Raw genomic sequence first — 12,447 nt, 5'->3', positions numbered from 1 at the left:
TCCTATGCACGACCAGCCCCACCCCCGCCGCTTCGGCCTGCCCACGGCGACCGCGCTCGTCATGGGAAACATCATCGGCGGTGGCATCTTTCTGCTGCCCGCCTCCGTCGCCCCGTTCGGCACCCTCAGCCTGCTCGCCTTCGGCATCCTGACCCTGGGCGCCATCGCGCTCGCGCTGGTCTTCGGGCGGCTCGCCGAGCGCGACCCGAGCACCGGCGGGCCGTACGTACACGCCCGCGCGGCGTTCGGCGACTTCGCCGGGTTCCTGTCGGCCTGGTCGTACTGGACGATGACCTGGGTCAGCAACGCCGCGCTCGCGGTGGCGGCGGTCGGCTATGTGCACGTCCTGGTCCCCGGCCACGAGTCGAAGGGCGCGAACCTGGCCGTGGCGCTGCTGGCGCTCTGGCTCCCCGCGCTCGCCAACCTGGCCGGGACCCGCTGGGTGGGCGCGGTGCAGCTGGTCTCCACGGTGCTGAAGTTCATCCCGCTGCTCTTCGTCGCCGTCGTCGGCCTCTTCTTCTTCGACCCGCACAACCTCGGCTCGTTCAACGAGGGCGGTGGCAGCGCGCTCGGCGGCCTGTCGGCGGCGGCCGCGATCCTGCTCTACAGCTATGTGGGTGTCGAGTCGGCCTCGATGAGCGCGGGCGAGGTGCGGGACCCGGAGCGCAATGTGGGACGGGCGAGCGTGCTGGGCACGGTCGGGGCGGCCGTGGTCTATCTGCTCGGCACGGTGTCGGTCTTCGGCACCGTGGCCCACCAGGACCTGGTGGACTCCACCGCCCCCTTCTCGGACGCGGTCGACGCGATGTTCGGCGGGGGCTGGGGCGGCACGCTGATCGCGCTGGCCGCCGTGGTGTCGATCGTCGGCGCGCTCAACGGCTGGACGTTGATGAGCGCACAGGCCCCGTACGCGGCCGCGCGGGACGGGCTCTTCCCGGCCGCGTTCGCCACCAAGCGGCGCGGGGTGCCGACCTTCGGCGTCATCGTCGGCGTGCTCCTGGCGTCCCTGCTCACCGTGGTCAACTACACCTCGGGGTCGAGCGGGCTCTTCGAGATCCTCGTGCTGATCACCACCTTCTCGGCGACGGTCCCGTATCTGCTGGCGGCGGGCGCGCAGCTGTACTTCCTGCTGTCCGGGCGCCGCGAGGAGGTGCGGACCGGGCGCTTCGTCCGGGACCTGGTGCTCGCGCTGGCGGGCTTCGGCTTCTCGTTCTGGCTGGTCGCGGGCGCCGGATACGCGGCGGTGTACCAGGGCGTGCTGTTCCTGTTCGCCGGTGTGCTGGTCTACGTGTGGATGGCGGCGCGGCGTGCGAGCCGGGCGGACGGCGCGGAGGCCACAGGGGCGGCCGATGTCACGGCGGCGAGCCCGGCGGTCACCTCGGACGGCGTCGCCTGAGCGCGCACCGCGATCGTGGCGCGGTCGCGGTCAGCGCCACATCCGTATCGGGTGTAAGCAGGAGGTATGCGCGTTTCGCCGGACCTCACCCGCATCGGTGGGGAAACGCGGTCGAGCCGGGCGCTGTTCGCCGTCCCGCTCGCGATCATCCTGGCGGTCACGCTGACCGATCTCACTACGCCGCCCACCGTCCACCTCGGCCCCTTCCTGATCGCGGCACCCGCGATCACCGCGTCCTTCGCGGGCGCGGGCGGAACGGCCGTGATCGGAGCCCTCGCCGTGGGGGCTCAGATCATCATCGGTGCGCTCCACGGCGGCCTGATGACCGCCAACCACCAGGCGCAGATCGTCGCCCTGATCGTGATCTCGGGGCTGGTGACGAGCTTTCGCTATGTCACCGACCGGCACCGGCGCCGGCTGAGCCAGGTGCGATCAGTGGCCGTGGCGGCGCAGGAGGTGCTGCTGCGGCCGCTGCCCGAACGGATCGGGGAGCTGAGAATCGCCTCCCTGTATCTCGCGGCCGACGAGGAGGCGCAGATCGGCGGCGATCTGTACGCGGCCGTGCGCACCGAGGGGGCGACCCGGCTGGTCATCGGGGACGTCCGGGGAAAGGGACTGGCCGCGATCGGCGACGCCGCCGTGCTGATCGGGGCCTTCCGGGGGTCCGCATATCGCAACCTCTCACTGCCGGGCATCGCCGCCCACATGGGCAACGCCATGTGCTGGAACTGGCACCACATCGGCGGTGAGGAGCGGTATTTCCTGGAGTCCTTCGTGACCGCCGTGGTGCTGGACGTCTACGACGACGGCCCGGTGACGGGGATGGTGAACTGCGGCCACCCCCCACCACTGCTGTTGCACAAGAGCGGGATCGCGACGCTGGACGTGCGCGAGCCCGCGGCGCCACTGGGCCTGGAGGTGGCGAGCGAGGGGGACTACCAGGTCGAGACGTTCCGCTTCGAGTACGGGGACCTTCTGGTGCTGCACACCGACGGGGTCATCGAGGCCCGGGACGGCAGCGGCGCCTTCTATCCGCTCCCGGAACGGCTCGCGGCCTGGAAGGGCGGGGGCGGCGGCCCGCAGTCGCTGGTGGACTATCTCCACGCCGATCTGCTCCGGCACACCGGCGGGGTCGTCAACGACGACGCGGCCATCGTGGTGATCGCCCGCTGTGCCTGAGCCGCCGCGCCTGAGCCACTGCTCCCGAGCCGCCGCTCTCTCCCCTTGGTCCCAGGTCCCGCTACCCCCTCGCCTCCGTGATCTTGACGCGCTCTCCGGGCGCGGAGACGGCCTCCGGCGCCCGCCGGGACCACCGGCCCGCGATGATCGCGCACACCATCAGTTGCAGCTGGTGGAAGAGCATCAGCGGCAGGATCACCGGCCCGGCCGCGTCCCCGAACAGCACCGCCGCCATGGGCAACCCCGTGGCCAGGGACTTGTTGGAGCCGCAGAAGACGATGGTGACGCGGTCCTCCCGGCGGAAGCCCAGCCGCCGCGCGGTGAACGACGTCGTGGTGAGGGCCAGCCCCAGCACGGCCGCGGCCAGCCCCAGCAGCGCCAGCAGCCGGGCCGGGGTGATCTGGTTCCAGATGCCCTCCGTCATGCCCCGGCTGAACGCCGTGTAGACCACGAGCAGGATCGAGCCCCGGTCCAGCAGGGCGAGCACCTTCTTGTGGCGGCCGATGAACGGCGCGGTCCAGCGGCGCAGCGCCTGCCCGGCGAGGAAGGGGAGCAGCAGCTGGGTGGCGATGGCCAGCAGCCCATCGGCCGAGAAGCGGACGTCCGAGCCGATCAGCCACGCCGCGAGCAGCGGGGTGACGATCATGCCGAGCAGGCTGGAGTACGTCCCCGCGCAGATCGCGGCCGGGACATTGCCCCGGGCGGTGGAGGTGAGGGCGACCGACGACTGGACGGTCGAGGGCACCACACACAGGAAGAGCAGACCGGTGTAGAGCTGGTCGGTGAGGAGGAACGGGGCGAGGCCGCCCGCGGCCAGCCCCAGCAGCGGGAAGAGCGCGAAGGTGCTCCCGCCCACCACCAGGTGCAGCCGCCACTGCCGCAGCCCGTTCAGCGCCTCACGGGTGGACAGCCGCGAACCGTAGAGGAAGAAGAGCAGCCCGATCGCGATGTCCGCGGCATCGCCGACGGCCGTGGCCGCCGCCCCGCTCGCGGGCAGCAGCGCCGCCAGTGCGACCGTCCCGAGGAGGGCGGCGACATAGGGGTCCACCGCCCTCCCGAGCCGGCCCGGCCACGACAGCGGCCAGGACCTCCATCGCACATCAATCACCGCTTCCGGTCTGCCACGGCGGGTGGCCGATCTGCGGCAGCACCGGATCCGCGCCGGTGATGTCGCCGGCCAGGACGTCGATGGCGCCTCCGCCCCCGTCGTGGTCGCTGCCCGCCGTGCCACGGCTCAGCAGCAGGGTGTTGAGGGTGCGGTCGACCTCCAGCCAGGAGTCGGCGGCGGAGTTGTCGATGACCACGAGGCCGTTGTGCTGGTCGGAGGCGGGTGCGGCCTGTTCCGGTTCGCAGTCCTCGTCGTGCGGGGTGCCCGCGGGCGGCGGCGCGGCCCTGGCGGGGGACGCGGGGCCCGCGCACAGCACGCTCGCGGTGGCCGCCAGGAGGAGCCCCGCCGTGGACGGACGGATGGGAAGGACGCCCTTGCGGGGCTTACGGCGCCGGCCGGGGCCGGGCCCGAGGAAGGTCGAGGGCATGCGCGCGACCCTCGTCATCCGACCCTGGCGGGCTGACGGTCCCCGTGGTGCCTGCTGATGTTCTTCTCCAGCAGCTCCGTGGCGCCCTTGACCCCGATGGCCCCGGTCTTCCGGGTGTCCGGCAGCCGCCCGTCCGCCGTCTTGAGATCGCTCAGCGCCCCGTCGATCGCGCCATGGGCGGCGAACAGGCACGGAGTGCTGTAGATGGCGACATCCACCCCGAGTTCGGACAGCTCGGACAGGGAGAGCCTCGGCGACTTCCCGCCCGCGATCTGATTGAACAGCAGGGGCTTGTCCCCGATGACCTTGCGGACCTTGCGGATCCACTCCACGCTGCGCACCCCGTCGACCAGGACGACATCCGCGTCGGTCTCCGCCAGCGCGGCCGCCCGCCGCAGGATCTCGGGCTCCTCGGTGGCGTCCGTACGCGCCACCACCACCAGGTCCTTCCTGCTGCTCAGCACCAGTTGGAGCTTCTCGAGGTACTCCTCGAGCGGCAGGATCAGCTTGCCGTCGGCGTGGCCGCAGCGGCGCGGGCGCCGCTGGTCCTCCAGGATCACCCCGGAGGCCCCGGTGCGCTCCAGCCGCTGCACCACATGGCAGGCGACCTCGGGGTCCACATAGCCGTCGTCGATGTCCACGAGCAGATGGTGTTCGGGGAAGGCCAGCCGCAGCCGCTCCACGAAGGCGAGCATGTCGGGCCAGGCGATGAAGCCGATATCGGGGAGCCCGTAATGCGATGCGGCGAACCCGAATCCGGATACGAAGAAGCCGTTGTAGTGCTGTGCGGCGATGGACGCCGAGTACATGTCGTAGATGCCGATGAGAGGGGTGGTGGAAGAGGAACTGATGGCCTTTCGGAGGGCATTGCCGTAGAGCATGATGTCCCCTTGAGTTCGGCGCCTTTCGGCGCTGCGTGACGGGTCGTGCGATGGCGTGGACAGGTATGGCGAAGGCCAAGAATCGGTAAAGCAACCCGCCGGGTTTTCCCTGAAGATGCCTGTTCCGGCTCGGGCCGGGGTCGAACGTTCCTTGAGCGCCGCGGCCCTCGTCATGGGTGGTCTGCGACACGCCGCGCATGCCGCGGCGATCTCGGGGTATGCGCAACGGGCCTGTCCACTGAAAAGAGTTGCTTGTGCCTGTCCAAACCGATGCCGAAGTCTCCGCGTCCGCGCCCTCCCGGCACCGCCTGCTCTGGCGTGCCGTCCAGCGACGCAAGAACCCTCCACTGCGTCGGAGCGACATCACGGTCACCGAGGAGAGGACCGTCCGGAAAGCGGTGAAGGCCGCCGCGCTGGGAAACGCCATGGAATGGTTCGACTTCGGGATCTACAGCTATCTCGCGGTCACCATCGGCAAAGTGTTCTTCCCGTCCGGCAATGGCACGGCCCAGGTGCTCTCCTCCCTGGCGACTTTCGCGGTGGCCTTTCTGGTCCGTCCGCTGGGAGGTTTGTTCTTCGGGCCGCTGGGCGACCGGATCGGCCGTAAGAAGGTCCTGTCCTTCACCATGATCATGATGGCGTCCAGCACGCTCGCCATCGGACTCATCCCCGGCTACGCCGCCATCGGCTTCTGGTCGCCCGCGCTGCTCATCCTGTTCCGTATGCTCCAGGGTTTCTCCACCGGCGGGGAATACGGCGGCGCCTCGACCTTCATCGCCGAATACGCGCCCGACAAGCGCCGTGGCTACTACGGCAGCTTTCTGGAGTTCGGCACGCTGATCGGCTACACCTCCGCGGCCGGACTCGTCACCATCCTGACCGTGACGCTCGCCGACTCCTCGATGGATTCCTGGGGCTGGCGCATTCCCTTCCTGGCCGCCGCGCCGATCGGGCTGGTCGGTCTGTATCTGCGGCTGAAGCTGGATGACACCCCCGCGTTCCAGAAGCTGGAGGACGAGGGCTCCACCAACGCGGCCGAGCGCGAAAGCCTGCCGTTCTGGCAGGTGTTCCGCACCCAGTGGCGTGCGATGGCGCTGTGCGTCGCGCTGGTCGCCGCGTACAACATCACCGACTACATGCTGCTGTCCTACATGCCGACGTATCTGTCGGACACCCTCCACTACAGCAGCACCAGCGCCCTGGTCTCGATCATCATCGTGATGCTGGTGCTGATGGCGGCCATCACCTTCGTCGGCCGGTTCTCCGACCGCATCGGCCGCAAGCCCGTGCTGATGGCCGGCTCCGTCGGCTTCCTGGTGCTCGCCGTGCCGTGCTTCCTGCTCATCAAGCAGGGCGGGATCGTCCCGGTCTTCGCCGGTCTGCTGCTCCTGGGGCTGTGTCTGCTGCCGTACGTGAGCGTGATGTCCGCCTCGCTCCCCGCGCTCTTCCCGACGAACGTGCGCTACGGCTCGCTCTCCATCGCCTTCAACATCTCCGTCTCGCTCTTCGGCGGCACCACCCCGCTGGTGACCGAGGGCCTGGTCAGCAGCACCGGGAACGATCTGATGCCCGCCTACTACACGATGCTCGCGGCGGTCGTCGGCATCATCGCCGCCGCCGTGATGAAGGAGACGGCCCGCAAGCCGCTGGAGGGCTCGCCGCCCGCCGTGGCCACCAAGGAGGAGGCCATCGCGCTCGTGGAGTCCCAGCGGTCCTGAGTCATCACGGTCTGCCTTCGGTCTCCATTACCTCGGCGGTAATCGACCCCCGCGCGCGGCGGCGGCAGGGTTGGGGCATCGGGTTCCGGGCCGGCGCCCTCCGGTCCGGGATCCGGTTCCGCTTCACCCGGGGAGCTGGTCTCCACGGCCGGCTGACACCGCGTCCCTAGGGTCGGCTGAACCGGCCCAGGGCGGCGGCGGTCTCCGGGTCGGCCGGGAGGAAGGTCTCGATGGCCAGTTCGGAGACCGTGACGTCCATGGGGGTGTTGAAGGTCGCGATCGTCGAGATGAACGACAGCACCCGCCCGCCGTGCTCGATCATCATCGGCAGCGCGAAGGGCGGGGTGTCACCGGCGGTCGCCGTCTCCCGGCCGCCGGTCTCGGGCAGCGGATAGGCCGCCACCTCGTCGTACAGCGCGCGCAGCGGCGAGGAGCGCAGCAGCGCGAGCTGCCGGTCCATCTGGTCCAGCAGATGGCCACGCCATTCGCGGAGGTTGCGGATGCGCGGGGCGAGGCCCTCGGGGTGGAGGGTGAGGCGCATCGCGTTCAGCGGGGGCCTCAGCAGATGCTCCGCCACCCCCTCCAGGAGCGCCGCGATGCCCCGGTTGGCCGCCAGCACCTCGTAGGTGCCGTCCACCACCAGCGCCGGATACGGCTCATAGCCGGTCAGCAGCCGCTCCAGGGAGTCGCGCAGGGCGCTCATCGACGGGTCGTCCACCGACCGCTCCGGATAGTGCGGGGCGTAACCGGCGGCGATCAGCAGGGCGTTGCGCTCGCGGACGGGGACGTCGAGGTGGTCGGCGAGCCGGAGCACCATCTCCTGGCTGGGCCGCGACCGGCCGGTCTCGATGAAGCTGATGTGGCGGGCCGAGGAGTCGGCGCGCAGCGCGAGCTCGAGCTGGCTGATCCGGCGGCGGTCCCGCCACTCGCGCAGCAGTGCGCCCACCCGGGGCGGCGCGGCAGTCGTCATGACCTGAAGGTAGCCGACGCCGGGCGGGGCCCATGGCAGGGTGGAAGGGCCACCGGTCACCCGCGACGAAGGGACGTGTCATGGCAGTCGAGCCGCTCACCGACCAGGAGATCCAGCGACGTCTGGAGCAGCTTCCCGGCTGGTCGTTCGCGGACGACCGGCTTTCCCGGACGTATGTCTTCAAGGGCCATCCGCAGGCGGCCGGGCTGGTGGCGGAGATCGCCACCATCCAGGAGGAGCTCGACCACCACTCCGACCTCACCCTCGGCTACAACAAGGTGGGCGTCACGGTGAACACCCACAGTGTCGGCGGCAAGGTGACCGCGCTGGACTTCGAGCTCGCCGGCCGGATCGAGGCGATCGCCCCGCAGCACGGCGCCCGCGCCGACTAGGGGGTGTCCGGCGGATCTTGGCGCCTGCGGCGGGCTGAAAGGTCCGGCGGACACCCCGTAGACCGGCCGACGGTCCCGGAGTCACCCCCGGGCGTGGAGTCACCTCCGGGCGTGCCGGAAGCGGGCCAGCCCCTCCTGGAGGTCCACGAGCGGGTCCGGGTAGTCCAGCCGGTCCCGCTCGGCCCTCGGCAGCCGCCACGGCGTGTGGACGCCGGAGCCGGTCACCCCGGCCAGCTCCGGCACCCAGCGCCGCACATACGCGCCGTCCGGGTCGAACCGCCGGGCCTGCGCCAGCGGATTGAGGACCCGGTTCGGGCGGGTGTCGGTGCCGGTGCCGGCCACCCACTGCCAGTTCAGCTGGTTGTTGGCCACATCCCCGTCCACCAGCAGCTCCAGGAAGTGCCGGGCGCCGATCCGCCAGTCCTGGTAGAGCGTCTTGGTGAGGAAGCTCGCCACCAGCAGCCGCGCCCGGTTGTGCATCCAGCCCTCGTGGCGCAGTTGCCGCATCCCGGCGTCCACCAGCGGATAGCCGGTGCGCCCCGCCTTCCAGGCCGCGACCTCCGCCGCGTCCGCGCGCCACCGGTCGCCCCGCGGGCGGTAGTCGGCGTGCGCGGCGTCCGGCCGGGCGGCCAGCACCTGGTGGTGGAAGTCCCGCCAGGCCAACTGCCGTACGAAGGCGTCGGCGCCCGCGCCGCCCGCCTCCCGCGCCCGGTGCACCAGCTCCACCGGGGACAGACAGCCGAAGTGCAGATACGGGGAGAGCCGGGAGGTGGCGTCGCCCGCCAGATCGTCCTGCCGCTCGGCGTAACTCCTCAACCCCGACCGCCACCAGGTGCGCACGCGGCGGCGGCCCGCCGTCTCCCCGCCCTCGGGCAGCCCGGGGGAGGGGCTGCCGGAGGCGAGCGAGATGACCGCCGCCACTGGCTCCGAGCGCGGCCCGGACGGCACGTTCACCGTGCGCGGCGCGGTGAGCGGCCTGCGCGACCCGGCCCGCTGCCAGGCGCGGAAGTACGGGGTGAAGACCGCGAAGTGGTCCTTGCCCGCCGGGGTCACCTCGCCCGGCTCCACCGCCGTCACCACCGCGCCGTGCACCCGCAGCCGCCGTCCGTCCGCCTCCAGCGCCTCGCGCAGCCGCCGCTCGCGGCGGGTGGCGTAGCCGCTCACCCCGCCCGCGATGTGCACCTCGTCCGCGTCCGCCTGCCGCGCCGCCCGCAGGATCTCCGCCACCGCGTCCCCCCGGCGGACCACCAGCCGCCCGCCGCGCTCGCGCAGCCCCGCGTCGAGATCGGCCAGGGCGTCGGCCAGGAACGCCACCCGGTTGGGGACCGCGAACCCCGTCCCGGCCAGGCCGCGGTCCACGACGAACAGCGGCACGACCCGCTCGGCGGAGCGCAGCGCGCCGCGCAGCACGGGGTTGTCGGACAGCCGCAGATCGGAGGTGAAGACGGAGAGGGACGTGCTCATCCCTCTCCCTTACCGCACCCGGTCCCGCGGATCGGCGGCTTCGCGCTCCATGTCACCCGATGTCACCCGACGACGCCCGATGTCACCTGATGAGAGCCGATGCCATCTGATGACCCGACGTCGCCCGCTCACGCCGAGGGGAACGTCAACAGGACCAGCGGATCGCTCGTCGGGGCCTTCGACCCTCCGGCGGGCTCGACCGTCACCCCCATGGCCGACGCCTCCCCGACCGCGCCGCTCATGACCGCCGCCGTGCTCCGGCCGGAGGAGTCCATCAGACCGGCCGGGCGCATCGTGCCGCCGTCGCTGAACCACAGCTGGTAGATCCGCCCGGCGGGCGGCTCGGGCAGCCCCGAGGCGAGGAACACCGCCTTGTTCAGCCCGCGCGAGACCACCACCGTGCCGGTCGAGCCGTCCGTCATCCGGCCGCTGCGGGTGCGCGCGTCGGGCGCGGCCAGCACCTGGGTCATCTCCTCCGCCTGGGCCACCCGCTGCTCGGAGCGGCGGGCGGTGTCGCGGGCGTCGGACGCCTGCCGGTACTGCCACACCGCGACCCCGCCGCACGCGGCGGCCGCGGCCACACAGGCCGCCAGCGCGAAGTTCATCGCCCGCCGCCCGGTGCGCCGCCGGGGGCCCGCGTGGGACTCCCGGGCCTCCCGCGCCGCCACCCGGGGCGGCTCCTGGCGGACCGTGGCGATCCGCCGCAGCACATCGTCCTTCATCGTCGGGGGCGGGGTCAGGGACGTGGCCACCGCCAGTTTGGCGGCGGTCTCCCGCAGCTCCCGTACCTCCTGGCGGCAGGCGTCACAGACCGCCAGATGCCGCTCGAACTCGGTCAACTCCCGCCCCGACAGGGCGTGCACCGCGTACGCCCCGGTCAAGGTGTGCAGATCCGCTCTGGTCATGCGCCGACCCCCATGCAGTCCCGGAGCCGGATGAGCCCGTCCCGGAGTCTGGTCTTCACGGTCCCGAGGGGCAGCGACAGCAGCTCCGCCACCTCACGGTAGGAGCGGCCCCGGTAGTAGGCGAGCGTTACCGACTGCCGCTGGAGCTCGGTCAGCGTCCGCATGCACCGGCGCACCTGCTCACGCTCGAGCCTGGCCTCCACCTGCTCGGTCACCTCGTCGAACGCCGGGGTGCGGGACAGCAGCGCGGCGCGCTCCTCGCGGTCGGAGGCGGCCTGCGCCGAGCGCACCCGGTCCACGGCGCGCCGGTGCGCCACCGTCATGATCCAGGACATGGCGCTGCCCCGGCCCGGTTCGAACCGCGCCGCGGACCGCCACACCTCGACCAGGACCTCCTGTGTGACCTCCTCGGCCTGGGCCGGGTCGCGCAGCAGACTGCGCGTCAGCCCCAGGACCGGCCCGCTGACGGCGTCGTAGAGGGCTCCGAACGCGTTCTGGTCCCCTCGGGCCACCATCTGGAGCAACTCTTCGAGGTCTGGTCCGCGCGCGGCGGGTCCGCCGATGTACACGGGTTCTCTCACGGGCCGTCCTTCCGGGAACGATGCGGCGCACACGCAAGGTGTCGTACCTCATTCGTCGCCCGGACGGGTGCGGATTGGTCAAGGTGCTCCGAACACGTCAAGCGCCGGCGATCGTCACGGTGTGCCGGACACGCGCGAGACCGCCGGCGGTCGCTCGACCGCGGCGGCCTCGGCGCCCGGCGTCAGCCGGTGGTGAGGGTGAGCCCGTAGGTCGTCAGGATCGGGTTCACCGGCTGGTAGTACGTCGTGCCGCCGACGGTGCAGTCGCCGGAGCCGCCGGAGGTGACGCCCTGCGCCTCGCTGCCCGAGATGAACGAGCCGCCGGAGTCGCCCGGCTCGGCGCAGACGTTGGTGCGGGTGACCCCCCTGACCGTGCCCTGGGGGTACTGCACGCTGGTGTCGTGCTGCTGGATGGTGCCGCAGTGCCAGCCGGTCGTCGAGCCGGAGCGGCAGACGGAGGAGCCCACCGGCGCTTCCTGGGAGCCGGTGACGGTGACGTTGGTGCCCTCGGGGCCGATCACCCACGGCTGCGGGACCCAGTCGGCGTTGGTGGCCACCCATGCGTAGTCGTTGCCGGGGAAGCTGGAGCCCTGGAAGGTGCCCTGCGCCACCCGGTTGAAGCCGGCGGTGGTGTCCCCCTGGCTGCCGCAGTGCCCGGCGGTGACGAAGCCGTTCTGCTCGGCCTTGGTCACCGGGAAGCCGATCGAGCAGCGGGCGGCGTCGTTGATGTAGAACGCCTCGCCGCCGCGCAGGTCGTACAGCGGGCTCGGCCGCTCGGCCGACTCCACGATCCGTACCACCTCGCGGTCCGCGCCGCTCGCGGCGACGAAGGCGGCCGCCTCGGTGGGCTCGGCCGACTGCACCACGACGCTGTTGGTCTTGACGTCCACGTACCAGGCGGAGGCGACATCGACGGCCGGGGGGCGCTCGGAGGCGGCGCGGTCCAGGGCCTGCTTGGCGTCGACGAGGGCCTGGAGGCTGTGCTTGACGACGGCGGCCTTGGCGCCGCCGGCCGTGATGGTGGCGCTCTGCTCCTCGTCGGTGGTGGCCACGGTGAGTTCGGCGGTGTTGCCGGACACCCACGCGCCGCCGTAGGAGCTGCCCAGGCTCTTGCGCAGCCCCGGTTCGGCCTCTCCGGCCCGGTACTCGTTGGATATCCGCATCCGCGCCTCATCGGCCGTCAGACCCAGATCGCGCTGCATCGAGGCCAGCATCTCGGGGGGCACCTCCCGCCGGGGGCGGGGGGAGGGTTCACCGGGGTCGGCCACCGCGGGTATGCCGCTCCCCAGGAAGAGGGCGGCTATCGCGACGGTGCAACCGGCGGCCAGCTCGAGGCCGTGACGGCGTCTGCGGGACATCTTCTGTCTCCTCGGCTAGGAATGTGGTCACGCTGTGTGCCCTTCTGGGCGCCAAGCGTAATTGCCGG

General features: G+C 71.7%; 12 protein-coding genes. 4 read left to right on the top strand and 8 right to left on the bottom strand.

The window, feature by feature from the left end; all coding sequences use genetic code 11:
* Nucleotides 1-4 precede the first annotated feature (4 nt).
* The gene (locus ACZ6TD_RS12635; RefSeq protein WP_471353526.1) at nucleotides 5-1,396 is read left to right on the top strand and encodes an amino acid permease; all 1,392 of its coding nucleotides are present in this window, start codon (nucleotides 5-7) and stop codon (nucleotides 1,394-1,396) included.
* Nucleotides 1,397-1,462: 66 nt separating this feature from the next.
* The gene (locus ACZ6TD_RS12630) at nucleotides 1,463-2,575 is read left to right on the top strand and encodes a PP2C family protein-serine/threonine phosphatase (RefSeq protein WP_471353524.1); all 1,113 of its coding nucleotides are present in this window, start codon (nucleotides 1,463-1,465) and stop codon (nucleotides 2,573-2,575) included.
* Between the two features lie 61 nt (nucleotides 2,576-2,636).
* On the opposite strand, the gene ACZ6TD_RS12625 is transcribed toward ACZ6TD_RS12630, so the two are convergent.
* The 3 genes from ACZ6TD_RS12625 to ACZ6TD_RS12615 are packed head-to-tail and all read right to left on the bottom strand — an operon-like array spanning nucleotide 2,637 to nucleotide 4,991.
* The gene (locus ACZ6TD_RS12625; protein WP_471353521.1) at nucleotides 2,637-3,623 is read right to left on the bottom strand and encodes a bile acid:sodium symporter family protein; all 987 of its coding nucleotides are present in this window, start codon (nucleotides 3,621-3,623) and stop codon (nucleotides 2,637-2,639) included.
* 52 nt (nucleotides 3,624-3,675) lie between these two features.
* Nucleotides 3,676-4,110: a hypothetical protein gene (locus tag ACZ6TD_RS12620; protein ID WP_471353520.1), complete on the bottom strand. Its 435-nt coding sequence runs from the start codon at nucleotides 4,108-4,110 to the stop codon at nucleotides 3,676-3,678.
* 14 nt (nucleotides 4,111-4,124) lie between these two features.
* The gene (locus ACZ6TD_RS12615) at nucleotides 4,125-4,991 is read right to left on the bottom strand and encodes an isocitrate lyase/PEP mutase family protein (protein ID WP_471353518.1); all 867 of its coding nucleotides are present in this window, start codon (nucleotides 4,989-4,991) and stop codon (nucleotides 4,125-4,127) included.
* Between the two features lie 254 nt (nucleotides 4,992-5,245).
* Here ACZ6TD_RS12615 and proP point away from each other — a divergent pair, with 254 nt between their 5' ends.
* The gene (proP, locus tag ACZ6TD_RS12610; RefSeq protein WP_471353516.1) at nucleotides 5,246-6,709 is read left to right on the top strand and encodes a glycine betaine/L-proline transporter ProP; all 1,464 of its coding nucleotides are present in this window, start codon (nucleotides 5,246-5,248) and stop codon (nucleotides 6,707-6,709) included.
* Nucleotides 6,710-6,875: 166 nt separating this feature from the next.
* On the opposite strand, the gene ACZ6TD_RS12605 is transcribed toward proP, so the two are convergent.
* Nucleotides 6,876-7,679, bottom strand: a complete 804-nt coding sequence (locus ACZ6TD_RS12605) for a helix-turn-helix domain-containing protein (protein ID WP_471353514.1) — start codon at nucleotides 7,677-7,679, stop codon at nucleotides 6,876-6,878.
* Between the two features lie 80 nt (nucleotides 7,680-7,759).
* Between ACZ6TD_RS12605 and ACZ6TD_RS12600 the strand changes: the two genes are divergently transcribed.
* Nucleotides 7,760-8,071, top strand: coding sequence for a 4a-hydroxytetrahydrobiopterin dehydratase (locus tag ACZ6TD_RS12600; RefSeq protein ID WP_471353512.1), 312 nt, complete (start codon nucleotides 7,760-7,762; stop codon nucleotides 8,069-8,071).
* Nucleotides 8,072-8,170: 99 nt separating this feature from the next.
* Here ACZ6TD_RS12600 and ACZ6TD_RS12595 read toward each other — a convergent pair whose 3' ends face one another.
* The 4 genes from ACZ6TD_RS12595 to ACZ6TD_RS12580 all read right to left on the bottom strand — a co-directional run bounded on the left by ACZ6TD_RS12595 (nucleotide 8,171) and on the right by ACZ6TD_RS12580 (nucleotide 12,379).
* A complete protein-coding gene (locus tag ACZ6TD_RS12595) occupies nucleotides 8,171-9,535 on the bottom strand; it encodes a cryptochrome/photolyase family protein (protein WP_471353510.1) in 1,365 nt (454 codons plus the stop codon).
* 128 nt (nucleotides 9,536-9,663) lie between these two features.
* Nucleotides 9,664-10,440 carry an anti-sigma factor gene (locus tag ACZ6TD_RS12590; RefSeq protein ID WP_471353508.1) on the bottom strand — a complete coding sequence of 259 codons (777 nt, stop codon included), beginning with the start codon at nucleotides 10,438-10,440 and terminating at the stop codon, nucleotides 9,664-9,666.
* Nucleotides 10,437-11,021: a sigma-70 family RNA polymerase sigma factor gene (locus ACZ6TD_RS12585; protein WP_044568962.1), complete on the bottom strand. Its 585-nt coding sequence runs from the start codon at nucleotides 11,019-11,021 to the stop codon at nucleotides 10,437-10,439. Before ACZ6TD_RS12585 ends, ACZ6TD_RS12590 begins: the two co-directional genes overlap by 4 nt.
* 182 nt (nucleotides 11,022-11,203) lie before the next feature.
* Nucleotides 11,204-12,379: a S1 family peptidase gene (locus tag ACZ6TD_RS12580; RefSeq protein ID WP_471353505.1), complete on the bottom strand. Its 1,176-nt coding sequence runs from the start codon at nucleotides 12,377-12,379 to the stop codon at nucleotides 11,204-11,206.
* Between the last annotated feature and the right edge of the window lie 68 nt (nucleotides 12,380-12,447).

It is taken from the genome of Streptomyces yongxingensis (assembly GCF_055597465.1).
Note: the sequence above shows the minus strand (reverse complement) of the source record. Positions and strands in the feature narration are given on the sequence as shown.

Coding starts and splice junctions, on each gene's coding strand:
- ACZ6TD_RS12630 (WP_471353524.1), top strand. CDS start 1,463: ATGCGCGTTTCGCCGGACCTCACCCGCATCGGTGGGGAAACGCGGTCG.
- ACZ6TD_RS12605 (WP_471353514.1), bottom strand. CDS start 7,679: ATGACGACTGCCGCGCCGCCCCGGGTGGGCGCACTGCTGCGCGAGTGG.
- ACZ6TD_RS12600 (WP_471353512.1), top strand. CDS start 7,760: ATGGCAGTCGAGCCGCTCACCGACCAGGAGATCCAGCGACGTCTGGAG.
- ACZ6TD_RS12580 (WP_471353505.1), bottom strand. CDS start 12,379: ATGTCCCGCAGACGCCGTCACGGCCTCGAGCTGGCCGCCGGTTGCACC.
- ACZ6TD_RS12595 (WP_471353510.1), bottom strand. CDS start 9,535: ATGAGCACGTCCCTCTCCGTCTTCACCTCCGATCTGCGGCTGTCCGAC.
- ACZ6TD_RS12615 (WP_471353518.1), bottom strand. CDS start 4,991: ATGCTCTACGGCAATGCCCTCCGAAAGGCCATCAGTTCCTCTTCCACC.
- ACZ6TD_RS12635 (WP_471353526.1), top strand. CDS start 5: ATGCACGACCAGCCCCACCCCCGCCGCTTCGGCCTGCCCACGGCGACC.
- ACZ6TD_RS12620 (WP_471353520.1), bottom strand. CDS start 4,110: ATGCCCTCGACCTTCCTCGGGCCCGGCCCCGGCCGGCGCCGTAAGCCC.
- ACZ6TD_RS12590 (WP_471353508.1), bottom strand. CDS start 10,440: ATGACCAGAGCGGATCTGCACACCTTGACCGGGGCGTACGCGGTGCAC.